16 protein-coding genes are annotated in these 14,823 nt (G+C 64.6%); 2 read left to right on the forward strand and 14 right to left on the reverse strand.

The features are described 5' to 3' along the window. Positions 1–56 precede the first annotated feature (56 nt). The 6 genes from AAA989_RS12165 to AAA989_RS12190 form a co-directional block, all read right to left on the reverse strand. On the reverse strand, positions 57–1,022 hold the full coding sequence (locus AAA989_RS12165; protein ID WP_338243926.1) for a nuclear transport factor 2 family protein: 966 nt from the start codon (positions 1,020–1,022) through the stop codon (positions 57–59). A 64-nt stretch (positions 1,023–1,086) separates the two neighbouring features. Next, entirely contained in the window at positions 1,087–1,965 is an 879-nt protein-coding gene (locus tag AAA989_RS12170) for a LysR substrate-binding domain-containing protein (protein WP_338243928.1), read from the reverse strand. A gap of 106 nt (positions 1,966–2,071) precedes the next feature. Next, complete coding sequence (locus AAA989_RS12175) at positions 2,072–3,010, reverse strand: hemolysin family protein (protein ID WP_338243930.1); 939 nt, start codon at positions 3,008–3,010, stop codon at positions 2,072–2,074. A 20-nt stretch (positions 3,011–3,030) separates the two neighbouring features. After that, complete coding sequence (gene ybeY / locus AAA989_RS12180; protein WP_338245525.1) at positions 3,031–3,522, reverse strand: rRNA maturation RNase YbeY; 492 nt, start codon at positions 3,520–3,522, stop codon at positions 3,031–3,033. Positions 3,523–3,528: 6 nt separating this feature from the next. Further along, positions 3,529–3,918: a hypothetical protein gene (locus AAA989_RS12185; RefSeq protein ID WP_338243932.1), complete on the reverse strand. Its 390-nt coding sequence runs from the start codon at positions 3,916–3,918 to the stop codon at positions 3,529–3,531. 49 nt (positions 3,919–3,967) lie between these two features. Further along, positions 3,968–5,026, reverse strand: a complete 1,059-nt coding sequence (locus AAA989_RS12190) for a PhoH family protein (protein WP_338243934.1) — start codon at positions 5,024–5,026, stop codon at positions 3,968–3,970. Positions 5,027–5,213: 187 nt separating this feature from the next. Between AAA989_RS12190 and AAA989_RS12195 the strand changes: the two genes are divergently transcribed. After that, complete coding sequence (locus tag AAA989_RS12195) at positions 5,214–6,074, forward strand: hypothetical protein (RefSeq protein ID WP_338243936.1); 861 nt, start codon at positions 5,214–5,216, stop codon at positions 6,072–6,074. Here the strand turns inward: AAA989_RS12195 and miaB are convergent. From miaB to AAA989_RS12235, 8 genes are all read right to left on the reverse strand, one after another. Beyond that, entirely contained in the window at positions 6,071–7,417 is a 1,347-nt protein-coding gene (miaB, locus tag AAA989_RS12200) for a tRNA (N6-isopentenyl adenosine(37)-C2)-methylthiotransferase MiaB (RefSeq protein ID WP_338243938.1), read from the reverse strand. The genes AAA989_RS12195 and miaB overlap by 4 nt on opposite strands. Before the next feature lie 74 nt (positions 7,418–7,491). Beyond that, complete coding sequence (locus AAA989_RS12205; RefSeq protein WP_338243940.1) at positions 7,492–8,247, reverse strand: lysophospholipid acyltransferase family protein; 756 nt, start codon at positions 8,245–8,247, stop codon at positions 7,492–7,494. A gap of 8 nt (positions 8,248–8,255) precedes the next feature. Beyond that, on the reverse strand, positions 8,256–8,684 hold the full coding sequence (locus AAA989_RS12210; RefSeq protein ID WP_338243942.1) for a Fur family transcriptional regulator: 429 nt from the start codon (positions 8,682–8,684) through the stop codon (positions 8,256–8,258). Between the two features lie 97 nt (positions 8,685–8,781). Further along, positions 8,782–9,222 (reverse strand): Ros/MucR family transcriptional regulator, encoded by a 441-nt coding sequence (locus tag AAA989_RS12215; protein WP_338243943.1) that lies wholly within the window; start codon positions 9,220–9,222, stop codon positions 8,782–8,784. 165 nt (positions 9,223–9,387) lie between these two features. Continuing rightward, positions 9,388–9,843: a GNAT family N-acetyltransferase gene (locus AAA989_RS12220; protein ID WP_338243945.1), complete on the reverse strand. Its 456-nt coding sequence runs from the start codon at positions 9,841–9,843 to the stop codon at positions 9,388–9,390. Next, positions 9,840–10,460 carry a tRNA (adenosine(37)-N6)-threonylcarbamoyltransferase complex dimerization subunit type 1 TsaB gene (gene tsaB, locus AAA989_RS12225; protein ID WP_338243946.1) on the reverse strand — a complete coding sequence of 207 codons (621 nt, stop codon included), beginning with the start codon at positions 10,458–10,460 and terminating at the stop codon, positions 9,840–9,842. Before tsaB ends, AAA989_RS12220 begins: the two co-directional genes overlap by 4 nt. Before the next feature lie 26 nt (positions 10,461–10,486). Then, a complete protein-coding gene (locus AAA989_RS12230; RefSeq protein ID WP_338243947.1) occupies positions 10,487–11,080 on the reverse strand; it encodes a malonic semialdehyde reductase in 594 nt (197 codons plus the stop codon). 74 nt (positions 11,081–11,154) lie between these two features. Then, on the reverse strand, positions 11,155–11,736 hold the full coding sequence (locus tag AAA989_RS12235; protein ID WP_338243948.1) for a NifU family protein: 582 nt from the start codon (positions 11,734–11,736) through the stop codon (positions 11,155–11,157). A 117-nt stretch (positions 11,737–11,853) separates the two neighbouring features. On the opposite strand from AAA989_RS12235, the gene AAA989_RS12240 reads away from it, so the two are divergent. Next, positions 11,854–14,793 carry a M16 family metallopeptidase gene (locus AAA989_RS12240; protein WP_338243950.1) on the forward strand — a complete coding sequence of 980 codons (2,940 nt, stop codon included), beginning with the start codon at positions 11,854–11,856 and terminating at the stop codon, positions 14,791–14,793. Positions 14,794–14,823 lie beyond the last annotated feature (30 nt).

Below are 14,823 nucleotides of genomic sequence, written 5' to 3' on the forward strand. Positions count from 1 at the left end.
TCCACGGTTGAACCCGAATTGGAAAGGGGCGCTGGTTTCAGCGCCCCTTTTTCGTGTCAGCCATCGGTCGGCACGACGTTCCGGCTCTGGATCAGCCACTCGTCGCCAACCCGAACGACGTCGTCAACACCCCGGCCGCCCGCTGCGATGCGCGGGGGATTGGCAAGGTCGTTGCCCGCAAACATGGTCTGCCAGTAATAGTGCACGCGCGCATGATCGGGCGACACGAACTCGATCGTCTGATTGGCCATCACGTGATACATGTTACCGGTCAGGTCGCCGCTCGCACGGCGTTCTGCCTGGCCCTCGGCCATTCCGGAGATCATGTCCCGCAGGGCATCGCGTCCCTGCACGTTGTTGAACGATCCGTCTTCGGTGAAGACTGCCGCGTAGGCATTGGCATCGAGTGTGTCCGCAGCGCGCACGTAGCGCCACATCAGATCCTCGATAGCCACCCGATCGGCCGCTTCGTCCGCCGGCGCGGCGGCTTGCCGCGGGGCGGTGGGCAGGGTAGCCGGATCCCAGTGAACATCGGCCTTGCCGTCGACGAAGCGCCAGGCATCGAACCAGGTCGTCGTGTAGGTTTCGTCGGGATTGTCGGCATAGGGCACTTCGCGCTGGATCAGCACGACGACCATGTCATCCTCGGCGACAACCTCGACGATCGGGCTGGTCAGTTCGCCGCAGTTGTCGACACGCTCCACCTGCGCCACTTCGGTGAAGTAGTAGATCACACCGTCGAGGCCGGATGCCGCCATCGGGTTGTGCTGGATATAGCGGTCGGTCAGCCATTCGCCCGCCCTGTCCCACTGATTGCATTGCAGCAGTTCGCGCATGATGTGCAGCGCCGCCTGCGCGTTGCGGTGTTCCTCCGGATCGTCGGCGACGAACAGGCTCTCGGGATCGGGATGCGGCGTGACCGGATCGTTCATCGCCCGCATCTGCGCAGCGGCCGGCGTGGCCAGCGAAACGGCGCCGAGCATGACCGGCGCGGCGGCAAGAAGCATTTTTGCGTATTTCATCAGGCAGTCCCCTCTTATTGACTTTGCCCGAGGATGCCCGATTTCGCTGTGCGATGCTAGAGGGTCAGAGCCCTGCTTTCACCAGCCAGTCGTGGAAGATCCGCACCGGGCGTGCCTCCAGGTCCGCCGGGCGGCAGATGAACCAGTAGGAATAGGGGCTTTCGACTTTCACGTCGTAGATCCGGGCGAGGCGCGGATCGTTGTTCCGCGCCAGATGATCGTCGTGCATCATGGCGATGCCGATGCCCTGCGCCGCCGCCTCCAGGATCAGCTGCCCCGAATCGTAATGGTCCACCGCGGCAGGTTGCAGGCGTTCCAGGCCCAGCGCGGCCTTCCAGGCATCGAAACTCGCCGGCATGTCGGTGTGCAGCAGGAACGTCTGCCTCTCCAGCCGTTCCATGTCGGGATCGGGGCCCAGTTCGGTGGCTAGGTCCTTGCTGGCTATGGCGTGCACCGTGTTCTGGTCCAGCTGCACCGAATACAGCGACGGGGCCGGCCTCGTCATCAGGCCGATCGCCGCATCCAGCGTGTCGCCCACGCGGTCTATCAGGTGCGGGCCGGTGTCGATATCGAGATGCAGGCGAGGGTGGGCGGCGCGCAGTTCGTTCAGCCGCGGGAACAGGCGCTGCGTGCCGAAAAGCGGCATCACGCCCAGCCGCAGGCGCAGCAGTTGCACGTTCTCGCTCTGCGCCTCGACCGCGGCAGCGAGCGATTCCAGGTGCGGCGCCACGGCATCGTAGAAATTGCGCCCCTCGTCGGTCAGCTTCATCGTCTGGCCCGAGCGCGAGAACAGCTTGCGCCCGGTAAAGCTTTCCAGGTTGCTGATCCGGCGGGACAGCGCCGACGGGCTCAGGCCAAGTTCGTTCGCGGCAGAGCGCGCGGAACCGAGCCGCACCACGCGGATGAACGCTTCGAGAGCGCGCAGGGGCGGAAGGCGGCGCATGGTCCCAATGTCTGTTCTAAAACAGCCTCTGTCGAGGCCAAATTGACAACGTCTGACAAGTTTTTGCCGCGCTGCACAAGAAATGCCGCAACGCGAAGGGCTTGGCCTACCCGGCGGCTGCTTCTTCCGCGAGGACGGGGCTGTGGAGGCGCAGGCGCGTGACGTGCGTCTCGTCGCCCGCGGTCACTTCGATGCGCCAGCCGCTGGGGTGCAGCAGCACGGTGCCGGGCTGCGGTACTTCCTGGGCAAGGACGAAGGCCAGGCCGCCCAGCGTGTCGACCGATTCCTCGACCTCTGCAAGTTGGGGGTCGCCCACGACTTTCGCCACGTCGTCCAGTTCCACACTGGCATCGGCGTCCCACACGCCGTCGTCGATGGCGACGACCTGTTCGATCGGCGCTTCGTCGTGCTCGTCCTCGATCTCGCCGACGATTTCCTCGACGAGGTCCTCGATGGTGATGATGCCGTCGGTGCCGGAAAACTCGTCCACCACGATAGCCAGATGGACGCGGCGCTGGCGCATGTCGGCCAGCACGTCCAGCGCGCCGCGCGCCTGCGGCACGTAGAGCGGCTGGCGCATCAGCACGGTCCAGTCCGGCGGGGGCTCCTTGCCGCCCGCGAGATAGGCAAACACGTCCTTCAGGTGCATCATGCCGATGACATCGTCGAGCTGATCGCGGAACACCGGCATGCGGCTGATGCCGTGCTCTGCGAACAGGCCGACCATCTCTTCCCACGGAGCGCTGGCTTCCACCGCGATGATTTCCTTGCGCGGGATCGCCACGTCGTCGGCATCGTGCTCGCTGAAATGCAGCAGGTTTCGCAGCATGGTGAGCTCGACGGAGGAAAGATCCCCCTTCGACAGCTCCTCGCGGCCGCTGGCCGTGCCATCCTCGTGCTCGTCGATGGCTTCTTCCAGCTGCGCGCGCAGGCTGGTGTCGCCCTGGTCCTCGAACAGGCCGCGGATCGCATTCCACAATCCGCCGCCGCTACTACTCTCCGATTCCCCTGATTGGGAATCTTCCGGTTTTTCGGTTTCGGGCATCGCCCTGTTGCTTTCTCCGTTCAGGAAGTGGACGCGTTATATGGGTCGTCGATACCCAAGAGTGCAAGCGCCTTCACCTCCAGAGCCTCCATTTTATCGGCATCTTCGTCCGAAACCTCGTGATCGTGGCCAGCCAGATGAAGCAGGCCGTGCAGGATCAGGTGGGCCGCGTGGTCCTCCAGAGCGGCCCCCTTTGCCTCCGCTTCCCTTGCGCAGGTTTCGTAGGCGAGGGCAATGTCGCCCAGCATCTCGGGCGGTCCTTCGTCGGGGTCGAGATGCACGAGATCGGTCCGCTCCAGCATGGGAAAGCTGAGGACATTCGTGGGCTTGTCGCGTTGGCGCCATTCACGGTTGAGTTCGTGAATCCGCGCGTCGCTGGTGAACAGCAGGCTGGTGACGAGGCGCGGATTCGCCAGTTCGGGCGCGACCTTGCCGCCCGCCTCCGCAACGCGCTCTGCCAGGGCCTCCCATTCACCTTCCGGCCAGTCTTCGATGTCGATTTCAAGAAGCATCAATTATCAGTTTCCACTCAAAGAAATGCCTGCACAGGAAGGGTCCGGCCCCGCATTTATGAGCGGTCCTCTGAAGGTCGTCTGTCGAATCCGATCAAAGCAGACAGTTGTGTCGCCGTCGGGCCAATAAACCAGCAAGAGGGTGTAGCCCCACCACAGCAGAACCACCGATCCCAGGGAAATCCGCCAGACCTTGCTCACGTTCGAGTCGCAGGTGCGCCGCGCATAAAGCGCTGCGAGGCTAGTAAGGCTTATCGAAAGAACGACAAACCATTGCTCTTCGTCGAGCAAAACGAAGGCCAGAACAAGCTGCGTCACGCAATAGAGCGCGGCATTTATGCCAAACCAGTAGAATGGCCAGCGACGCCCCTGTTCACGATAGTGTCGCCAGGCCAAATGCGCTCCCCTAAAAGCCGCGACGATCCTCCAATCTCACCGATGGAGATCAATCGGCGTGGCCGCGTCCTTCGGCCGGGCCTTCGTATGCCTCCACGATGCGGCCAACAATGGGGTGGCGCACCACGTCGGCGGAGGTAAAGCGCGTGACGCCGATGCCTTCCAGCCCTTCGACGCGGTTAACGGCGTCGATCAGGCCGCTCATCTGGTCGCCGCCGGGAATATCCACCTGGCGCGGGTCGCCGCACACCACCATCCGGCTGTTTTGGCCGAAGCGGGTGAGAAACATCTTCATCTGCTCGCGCGTGGTGTTCTGCGCCTCGTCCAGGATGACGAAGGCATCGGACAGCGTGCGTCCGCGCATGAAAGCGATAGGCGCGATCTCGATCTCGCCGCTGGCGATGCGGCGATCCACCTGTTCGGGCGGCATCGTGTCGTAAAGCGCGTCGTAAAGCGGGCGCAGGTAGGGATCGACCTTTTCCTTCATGTCGCCGGGCAGGAAGCCCAGCCGCTCGCCCGCTTCCACGGCGGGGCGCGAGAGGATCAGGCGCTGAACGCTGCCCGTAATGAGTTGGCTGACGGCCTGCGCCACGGCAAGGTAGGTCTTGCCGGTACCCGCGGGCCCCAGTGCGAAGATCAGGTCGCGGCTGGCCAGCTGACGCATGTAGTCGCCCTGCGTGGCGCTGCGCGGGCTGATCGTCTTCTTGCGGGTGCGGATCATGATCGGCGGCATCTTGGCGTCGCCGGTGATGATCCCTTCCAGGGTCGGCTCGTCCGACATGGAGATCAGTGCGTCGATCGCGCCTGCATCCATCTCCTGACCGGTCAGCAGCTTTTCGTGGAGCTTCACCAGCACGTCGCGGGCACGGGCCACGTCGTCCTCTCGCCCCTCGATGGAAATGGTGTCGCCGCGTGCCGCGATGAAAACGCCAAGCCTGTTCTCTACCTGCACAAGGTTCGCGTCGAACTCGCCGAACAGGGCGCCCAAAACGGCCTGGTCATCGAATGAAACCTCTACCCGGGCGCGCCGTGAAGCATCGCGTCGCTCTTCGGGGTGGGCGATCGTGGCGGCATGGTTGCCGGCATCACGGTGCGGTTTGCGGGCCATGTGGGTCTGGGCGATTCCTTCCGGTTCTTGCTGACTTCAAGATGATGGCGCTTGTCGATGATGACAAGCTATTGATAGAAAGACGTCGGTGGAAAGTCTTCATTCTGTCACGGTCGATCCGGGTTTGAAGGAACTTTGTTGCATGAAAATTGTCGGCAAATCCCGGCGCTTGGCGCTGCTTGCTTTTATGGCCTGTATCGCTGCGCCAACGGTGGCGCAGGACGATGTCGTGTCCGGAGGCGAGATCGTCGTCGAAGGCGAAACGCAGGAAGAGCGGGACGTGCGGACCCTGGCCAGTCGCATGACCGCCGAAGTCGGCCTCGACACGCCGGCTACGCGCTATTTCGACGCGCTTTGCCTGGCGGTGAGCGGACTGAACCGGGCCGGCAACGAATATGTCGCCAATCGCATTCGCGCCAACGCCCAGGAGATCGGGCTTGCCGTTCAAGACGAAGGCTGCCGGGTGAACGCGCAGGTGCTGGTTCACTCGGATATTCCCGCGCTGTATCAGCGTATCAAGGAAGACCACCCGGAGATGATGACGCAGGACGAGCGGGTGAAAGTGGAAGCGGCGGTGGCGCGCGGAGACGATATCGTCGTCTGGCACAATCAGGAAGATCGCAACACCGGCGGCCGCAGGATCGGCTATTCCCAGACGGTGCCCGGAATGGTCGGTTCTACGACGGGTCTCAACGTGGTCGCCCGCATCAACGACATTAAATGGCCCAGCCGCGCGGAGCTTTCCTCCAGCCGCGGCGTGGTAAGCGCTGCCGTGCTGTTCGATTCCGACATCGTGGAAGGGATGGAGATCGATCGCCTGTCCGATTATGCCACGCTGCGGCTGCTGGCACCGAACCTGTTGCCTCACGAAGCAGCACGGCCCGATGCTCCGGAGAGCATCGCCTCGCTGTTTCCGGAGGAAGGCGGTGCCGAAGGGCTCACGCGGTTTGACCGCGCCTATCTCACCGCGCTCTACGAGCTGCGTCCGAATGCGCCATCGACGCGGCTGGCGGCTGCCGTGGCCCGCGAATACTTCGGCGAGAACTAGGCCGAGACGGTTTCGCGCAGGCGACCCGCCAGCGAATTTGGCCCCGCTTCGGCCAGTTCGGCGCGCACCATGTCGCCGATTACGACATCCGGGCTCTCGAAAAAGACGGATTGCAGCCACGGCGACTTGCCGAGCCACTGGCCCGGCAGCTTGCCCTTGCGCTCCACCAGCACGTCACAGGTCTTGCCGACGCTTGCCTGGTTGAAGGCCAGCTGGTCGCGGTTGAGGGCGGCCTGGAGGCGCTGCAAACGCTCGTCCATGACCTCTTTCGCGACCTGGCCATCCATCGCGGCGGCAGGCGTGCCGGGACGCGGCGAATACTTGAAGCTGAAAGCCTGGGCGTAGCCCACGGCATCCACCAGCTGCAGCGTTTCCTCGAATTCGGCATCCGTCTCGCCGGGGAAGCCGACGATGAAGTCGCCCGACAGGGCAATGTCGGGGCGCGCCTCGCGGAAACGGTCGAGCAGCTTGAGGTAGCTTTCCGCCGTGTGGCTGCGGTTCATGGCCTTCAGCACCCTGTCCGATCCGCTCTGCACCGGCAGGTGGAGGTAGGGCATCAGCTTGTCGACTTCGCCGTGCGCGGCGATCAGCCCCTCGGTCATGTCTGCCGGATGGCTGGTGGTGTAGCGGATGCGATGCAGGTTCGGCAGCTTCGCCAGTTCCCGCACGAGCCCGTCGAGGCCGACGGCATGGCCGCGATCATCTTCGCCGCTCCACGCGTTGACGTTCTGGCCCAGCAGGGTGATCTCGCGCGCACCGGCGTCCACCAGCCGGGCGGCTTCGTCCACCAGGTCTGCAAAGGGGCGCGAGATTTCCGCGCCGCGGGTGTAAGGCACCACGCAATAGGTGCAGAACTTGTCGCAGCCTTCCTGCACCGTCAGGAACGCCGTGGGCGCGACCCGGCGGCGCCTGGGCAGGGCCGCGAACTTCGCATCTTCCGGCATGTCGGTATCGGTGGAGCGCTCGCCCCTTACCGCACGGTCCAGCATGTCGGGCAGGCGATGATAGGCCTGAGGGCCGACCACCATGCCCACTGCCGGTGCGCGCTTCATGATCTCCTCGCCCTCGGCCTGGGCCACGCATCCCGCCACCGCGATCATCGGCTCCTTGCCAGTTTCCGCACCGGATTTCACCAGTCGCCCGATGTCGGAATAGACCTTCTCGGTCGCCTTTTCGCGGATGTGGCAGGTGTTGAGCACCACGAGGTCCGCCGCCTCGCCATCGGGCGCCGGCGTGATGCCCTTGGCCTCCAGCAACTCGGCCATGCGCTCGCCGTCGTAGACGTTCATCTGGCAGCCGAAGCTCTTGACCCTGTAGGTCCGGGGGGTGTCGGTCGGTTTCATGATGCGCGCGCTCTTACGGGAAAGGGCGGGCGGGTTCAATTGTCAGCGAGGTGGGGCTGGATGCGTGGCGGAGACTATCCGATCGCCGCGCCGATCGCGTCGTGCGCGGCTGAAGTGATCGTCTTGCGGCTGGCGAGGTCGTCGCCCGCGACAGGCGGCAGGAAATGCACGTCGAGCCGGACCGGGCGGACCCGGCCAAGGATGCGCCGGAAGTTGTCGAGGCCAGGCTCCTCTCCCACCCAGCTGATTTCCGGAACGTCTTGATAGACCAGCGCGACGGGCTGGACCACGACCCCCTCGGGAAGAGGCTCCAGCGCGCCCAGCAGGCTGGACTTGAACGCGATGATGCCGGTCCCGTCGCTAGTGGTGCCTTCGGGAAACAGGGTCAGCGTGCCGCCGTGGTTCAGCGCTTCCTTTATCGCTTCGGTCTGGTTGCCGATATCGGAGCGCTTGTGGCGGGCGACGAACACGGTCTCGTTCATGTCGCACAGCCACTTGAGAAAACCGAACTGCGCCAGGCCGTCGTGCGCGATGAAGGCGGAGTTGGCCGCGTGCGACAGGGCGGGAATGTCGAGCCAGCTGACATGGTTGGACAGCAGCAGGGCACCAGGCACCCGCTTTCCGTGCCGCCGGAGGGAAAGGCCTGCAATGGCTCCGATGCCGGACAGGAATACGCGCGGCCACATCCGGTCCAGGCCCAGCAGTCGCCACAGATAGTGCAGGGGGACGCAAACCAGCAGCAGCATCAGCATCAGCGCGAGGCGGAAACATATCAGCAGGTAGGCGGCCGGATGGATGCGCCTTTGTTCGGGAGCCGCCGCCTGCTCCAATGCGAGCCTCAGCTCTTTTCTTCGCGGTCTATGCGAACGCCGTAGAGTTCCATCCGGTGATCGACCAGGCGATAACCCAGTTTCTCGGCAATCTGCTTCTGCAGGGCCTCGAGCTCGGGGTCGACGAATTCAACGACCTTGCCGCTTTCCACGTCGATCAGGTGGTCGTGATGGGCCTCCGGCGCGGCTTCGTAGCGCGCACGGCCATCGCCGAAATCGTGGCGATCGAGAATGCCCGCTTCCTCGAACAGGCGCACGGTGCGGTAGACCGTGGCGATGGAAATCTTGGGATCGACCGCGCTGGCGCGTTCGTGAACCTTTTCCACGTCCGGGTGGTCGGTGCTTTCCGACAGGACCTTGGCGATCACGCGCCGCTGCTCGGTAATGCGCAGGCCACGCTCTGCACATAGGGCTTCGAGATCGATCTGTTGGTGCAAGGCAAGTCCCGCAAATGAATGAAAACGCCCCGTTGCCATAGTAGCACGGGGCGTTTCACTCAAGCATGGCCGTCAGACCGCTTGCGGGGAGGCTGGCTTAATCGGCCGTGGCCTTCTTGCGACCGCGCTTCTGGCCAGGCTTGCGGCCAAGGCCGATCTTCTTCGCCAGTTCACGACGCTTCTCGGCATAGTCGGGGGCGACCATCGGGTAATCCGCCGGCAGGTTCCAGCGTTCGCGATACTCCTCGGGCGTCATGCCGTGGTCGGTCATCAGGTGACGCTTGAGCATCTTCATCTTCTTGCCGTCTTCCAGGCAGACCAGATGATCGTTCTTCACGGAGGCGCGCACCGATACGGCGGGCTCCGGACGATTCTCTTCGCTCTGCTCCGCGCCGAGACCGGCCAGCGCGCCATAGACATTCTCGATCAGCGAGGGCAGCGTGTCGCCCTCGACACTGTTGTTGGCAACGTGGGCAGTCACGATGTCTGCGGTAAGGGTGATCAGCATCTCGTCGACGCCGTTTTGTGTATTGTCCATTCGTTCCTCTGAATTGCGACCTGCTTTTTACCCGCTCTTGTGAGCGTGGAACGGCGGGATTTACGCAATTCACGTGCGATCACAAGACTTCATTCGGTGAATTGCGCAATAAATTTTCAGACGATAATGGCGCGCACAATTATTTCTCCGTTTTTGGCGAATTAACTAAATTTCTTTCGCGAAAGTAATCGCGTCAATCGCTCCGCCAATAGCGCCCCTGTAATAACCCGCTCGGCGACCGATTTTTTCAAAACCGAATCGACGATAGAGGTGTTCGGCCGGGTTGCCGTCCCGCATCTCGAGAAAAATACGGTTAACCGAGCGATCCTTTGCCCGCTCTATTACTTCGTTCAGCAGTTCTCGGCCCACGCCAGTTCCGCGTACGGCGGGTATGACGGCGATCAGCAGGATTTCCTCTTCATCCAGCACTTGCCGGGTGAGGGCGAAACCGGTCGCGCGGTCGGGATCGACATCGCGCGTCCCGTCGGGGTCGATCAGGGTGAAGTAGACATTGCGCAGGGTCAGCGAGTCGGCGACCTGCCGCCGCGTCCACGCCTCGCCGTAGCGATGGTCGAACGCGGCATCCATGACCGCCATGATGGCATCGAGGGCATCGGTCACTTGCGCGCTTCCGGCAATTTCGCATCCGGTCCGCGACCGTAGATGGGCGTGAGATTCGCACCAAGCTGCCGGTCCTGCAGCAGGTTGGCGTGCCGTGCGTCGGGCAGCAGGTCCAGCGCCTCGCGCTCGTCGCCGAGCAGGGCCGCGAGTTCGGTCGCGCGATTGCCGGCGATCACCCGGTGACGCGCGGCCTGCACGGCCTGTTCCGGCGTAAGGGACCGAACTTCGTCCTCCGCCCCTTCGTCAGCGGAGAAGTTCTGGACGAAATATTCGCCGTGGCCGCCGTTCATGCACACCGTCACCGCACGCGGTCCAGCCTCGCACGCGCGGGCGCGGACGAGATGAAGCGTGGGATAGCCCAGAACTTCGGCCCCCCAGGCCAGCCTCAGCGCCCGCGCGGCGGCAAGGCCGATGCGCACGCCGGTAAAGCTGCCGGGTCCAAGCGAAACGACGATGCGATCGGCGCGTCCCTTGTCAGGCAATTCGGCGATCATCGGCACGAGTCGTTCGGCATGGCCGCGCCCGATGATCTCGCAGCGCCCGTCCACCAGCCGTGCGTCGTCGAACAGCGCCGCCGAACAGGCCTCGGTCGCGCAATCTATTGCCAGTACCCTCACGCCGTCCGGTTAGGGCGGTTGGGCGGTCAGATCAATCTGTTGAAACGGTCGAAATCGGGGCGCGGGCTGCGGTCGAAGATCGTGCTGCGATCGCCGTAGCCGATCGAGCAAAGCCAGTCGGCGCGATAGCGCGGCTGGTCGGCGAAGAATTCCTTCGTGGTCGCGTCCTGATCGAAACCCGACATGGGGCCGCAATCGAGGCCCAGCGAACGGGCAGCCAGCATCAGGTAGGCGCCCTGCAGCACGGAGTTGCGGAATGCGCTTTCGCGGCGCTTGTCCTCGTCACCCTCGAACCAGCTCTTGGCGTCGGTGTGGGGAAACAGCCAGGGCAGCTGCTCGTGGAAATCGAGATCGTAACCGATGATGACGCAGACCGGGGCCGTCAGGATTTTCTTCTGGTTGCCCTCGCTGGCACAGTTCGCCAGCCGCTCTTTCGATTCCTTCGACTTGCACCACACGAAACGGCCGGGCTGCTGGTTGGCGGACGTCGGCCCCATCTTCGCAAGTTCGTAGATGGCGTGGATCTGCTCGTCGGTCACTTCGCGGTCGTGCCAGCCGTTGAAGCTGCGCGCTTCGCGAAAGATCAGGTCGAGATCGGCATCGGACAGGGTATCGGTCATGCGGGGAGTGTCTCCAGAATTGGGGGTTCACCCTGCCAACGCAGGCAGGCCCGATTGGTTCTGGTTTGCCTGTATCAGGCGGCGCGCACTTCGCTGACTTCGGGCACGTAGTGCTTCAGCAGCCCCTCGATACCGTGCTTCAGCGTGGCGGTGGAACTGGGGCAGCCGGAGCACGCGCCCTGCATCTGCAGATAGACCACGCCGGAACGGAAGCCGCGATAGCGGATATCGCCGCCATCGTTCGCCACGGCGGGGCGCACGCGGGTTTCGATCAGTTCCTTGATCTGGGCCACGATGTCCTCTGTGCCCTCGTCGTCGCCAAGGTCGCTCTCGTCCTCCTCGGGCGGCACGGAGAAGCCGCTCGCATCACCGCCGGTGAACAGCGGGGCTTCCGACACGAAATGGTCCAGCAGCACGGCCACGACCTGCGGCTTCAGGTCACCCCAGGCAACGCCGGGGGCGGCGGTTACCGATACGAAATCAGTGCCGAAGAACACGCCGGTCACCTCGCCGGTATCGAACAGGGCCTGTGCCAGGGGGCTTGCCTCGGCCTCTTCCGGAGAAGCGAAGTCGCGGGTGCCCTGCGGCATCACCGTGCGTCCCGGCAGGAACTTCAGCGTGGAAGGATTGGGCGTGGTTTCGGTTTCGATGAACATGTCATGCGATGTAGGGTCGCCGGATGGCCGGGGCAAGGCTGGCAGACGCGGGTGGCGCAAGGCTTTCTTCGCCCCTATTCACCCTTGCTTCATCGCTCGCTGGCCTAATGGGGCACCATGACATTCCTTTCGCGCACCGCTCGCGCTCTCCTTCCGCTCGTCCTTCTCGTTCCGGTCCCGGCACTGGCGCAGTCGCCGCTGACCTGCACCATTCCCGCTACCCAGGCCGATGCGCCCGAGTATGCGCAGCCGGACGACCCATGGATCTATCGCGGGACCGACATTCCCATCGACGAACAGTGGCTGTTCGGCGAACTGCCCAACGGCCTGCGCTATGCGGTGCGGCAGAACGGCGTTCCGCCCTGCCAGATGAGCCTGCGCGTCGCCATCGATGCAGGCTCGCTCCACGAGCGTGACCAGGAGCGCGGCTTTGCCCACCTGCTGGAGCACATGATCTTCCGCGAATCGGTCTATTTCGGGCCGGGCGAGGCGATCCCGCACTTCCAGCGCCTTGGCGCTGCCCTGGGCAACGATACCAATGCCACCACCAGCCCGACGCAGACGGTCTACAAGCTTGACCTGCCGGGGGCCACGCGCGCCAGCATGGACGAAAGCATCCGCCTGTTCACCGGCATGGTGACACAGCCCACGCTCTCTGCCGAGAACGTGGCGACCGACGTGCCCATCGTGCTTTCGGAACGGCGCGAGCGGGCAGGGCCGGCACGCCGCGTGCAGGAGGCGACGACCGCCACGCTGTTCGCCGGCCAGCGCCTGGCGGAGCGCAGCCCGATCGGCACCGTGGAAACGCTGGAAGGCGCCACGGCAGAGGCGGTGCAGGCGTTTCACCAGCGTTGGTATCGCCCCGAGAACGCCGTCGTGGTGCTGGTAGGCGATGCCGACGAGCAAGTGCTCGCCGCGATGGTGGAAAAGCACTTCGCCGATTGGCAGGTGCCCGGAGAGCCGGTGCCGGCACCCGATTTCGGTGATCCCGTCGCCCCGCGGGGGGCCGATCAGGACAACCCGGTGGGCGAGGTGAACGTGATCGTCGAACCCGGCCAGACCCGCGCACTCACCTACGCCGTGATGCGCGAATGGGTGCAGGTGGTCGACAATCTCGAATACAACCGGCGCAACCTGCTGAAGCAGGTGGCTGCGGCCATCGTCAATCGACGCCTCGAAACCCGCGCCCGCGCCGGCGGCAGCTATCTCGTCGCCTCGGTGGGGCGCGACAAGGTCAGCCGGTCCGTCGACGGCACCCTCGTCAATGTCACGCCGCTGGGCGACAACTGGGAAGCGGCGCTGGCCGACGTGCGCGGCGTGATCGCCGATGCCGTGGCCGCACCGCCCAGCCAGGCGGAGATCGACCAGGCCGTGTCGCTGTTCGACGTCGCCTTCGTCGACATGGTTGAACAGTCGCGCATCCAGGCCGGATCGCAGCTGGCGGACCAGATCGTGCAGGCGGTAGACATTCGCGAGGCCGTGGCCAGCCCCGAGACTTTTCTCGAGGTGTTCCGCTCCATAAGCGAGCGCTTCACGCCCGAACAGGTGCTGGAAGCGACGCAGGAACTGTTCGACGGCGAAGTGGTGCGTGCATTGATGCTGACGCCGGAACCGGGCGATGCCGACGTGGCGCAATTGCGCGCCGCGCTGGAGCGACCCGCCGTCGCCAGCGCCTCCGCCCGCGACGATGCCGAGGCCATCGACTTCGCCGACCTGCCGCCCATTGGCGAGCCGACCCTGCCCAGCGTGCGCGAGCCGCTGGGAGTCCTCGATATCGAGCGACTGGTATTCGACAACGGCGTTCGCGCACTGCTGTACAGCGGTGACAACGAACCGGGCCGGGTTACCGTGCGGGTTCGCTTCGGCGCCGGCTGGCGCGGGTTCGAGGATGACGAGGCGGCCTATGCCCATCTCGCCCCCATGGCTTTGGTGAATTCGGGCGTCGGTCCGCTAGATCAGAACGACATCGACCGCGCGGCCGCGGGCAGCAAGCTGGGCTTCGATTTCAGCATCGACGACGGCGCCTTCGTGTTCGAGGGGCTTACGCGCCAGGAAGACCTTGCCGCGCAGCTCTATCTGTTTGCCGCCAAGCTGCAGAACCCCGGCTGGGACCCCGCGCCGTTCGAACGTGCCAAGGCCAGCGCGCTGCTCGCCTACGATTCCTACAGCCGCGACCCCAACGGCGTACTCAACCGCGATCTCGATTACCTGCTGCGCGACCGCGATCCCCGGTTCGCCACGCCCGGACCCGAGGAGATGGAGCAGGCCACGGCGGAAGGGTTCCGCCGCACATGGTCGCGCCTGCTGGCGCAGGGCCCTGTGGAAGTGGCCGTTTTCGGCGATATCGACCGCGAGGAGACGATAGAGGCGCTGTCGCGCACCTTCGGCGCGATCGATCCGCGCATGCCGCTGACCCCCGAAGTCGCCGACCGCGACCTGCCGTTCCCCGAGATCGGTAGCGGACCGGTTCGCCTGACCCACGAGGGCGATTCCGATCAGGCCGCTGCCGTCATCGCATGGCCCACGGCCGGCGGATCGGAGGGCCTGGTGCAGAGCCGCAAGCTGGACCTGCTGGCGCAGATTTTCTCCATCCGCCTGATGGACGGTCTGCGCGAGCGGGCGGGCGCCGCCTATGCGCCGTTCGTCACGTCCAGCTGGCCGCTGGATACCGACACGGGCGGGCTGATCTTCGCGCTCGTGCAACTCGATCCCTCGCTGGTGCCCGCCTTCTTCGAAGAGGCGAACATGATCGTCGAGGATCTGGCCCAGAACGGCCCGACGACGGACGAACTGGCCCGCGTGGTGGAGCCGGTGCGCCAGCGCATCGAACGCGCCAGCACCGGCCACACCTTCTGGCTCAACCAGCTCGAGGGTTCGGCACAGGACCGCAACCGGGCGATCTACCTGCAATCGCTCTACAGCGACTATGCCAACGCCACGCCCGAGGAACTGCAGGCGCTGGCGCAGCGCTATCTCGTCTCGCGACCGGGTCTGCGCATTTCCGTTCTGCCGGAAGGCGAGGGCGGGGCTGCGCTCAACACGACAGCGGGACGCTAGCGCCCCGCGCACGACCGTTTCTCAAGTAAC

It is taken from the genome of Aurantiacibacter hainanensis, from assembly GCF_036321025.1.
In the GTDB taxonomy this organism is placed as follows: domain Bacteria; phylum Pseudomonadota; class Alphaproteobacteria; order Sphingomonadales; family Sphingomonadaceae; genus Alteraurantiacibacter; species Alteraurantiacibacter hainanensis.

Coding starts and splice junctions, on each gene's coding strand:
- AAA989_RS12165 (WP_338243926.1), bottom strand. CDS start 1,022: ATGAAATACGCAAAAATGCTTCTTGCCGCCGCGCCGGTCATGCTCGGC.
- AAA989_RS12170 (WP_338243928.1), bottom strand. CDS start 1,965: ATGCGCCGCCTTCCGCCCCTGCGCGCTCTCGAAGCGTTCATCCGCGTG.
- AAA989_RS12175 (WP_338243930.1), bottom strand. CDS start 3,010: ATGCCCGAAACCGAAAAACCGGAAGATTCCCAATCAGGGGAATCGGAG.
- ybeY (WP_338245525.1), bottom strand. CDS start 3,522: ATGCTTCTTGAAATCGACATCGAAGACTGGCCGGAAGGTGAATGGGAG.
- AAA989_RS12190 (WP_338243934.1), bottom strand. CDS start 5,026: ATGGCCCGCAAACCGCACCGTGATGCCGGCAACCATGCCGCCACGATC.
- AAA989_RS12195 (WP_338243936.1), top strand. CDS start 5,214: ATGGCCTGTATCGCTGCGCCAACGGTGGCGCAGGACGATGTCGTGTCC.
- miaB (WP_338243938.1), bottom strand. CDS start 7,417: ATGAAACCGACCGACACCCCCCGGACCTACAGGGTCAAGAGCTTCGGC.
- AAA989_RS12215 (WP_338243943.1), bottom strand. CDS start 9,222: ATGGACAATACACAAAACGGCGTCGACGAGATGCTGATCACCCTTACC.
- AAA989_RS12230 (WP_338243947.1), bottom strand. CDS start 11,080: ATGACCGATACCCTGTCCGATGCCGATCTCGACCTGATCTTTCGCGAA.
- AAA989_RS12235 (WP_338243948.1), bottom strand. CDS start 11,736: ATGTTCATCGAAACCGAAACCACGCCCAATCCTTCCACGCTGAAGTTC.
- AAA989_RS12240 (WP_338243950.1), top strand. CDS start 11,854: ATGACATTCCTTTCGCGCACCGCTCGCGCTCTCCTTCCGCTCGTCCTT.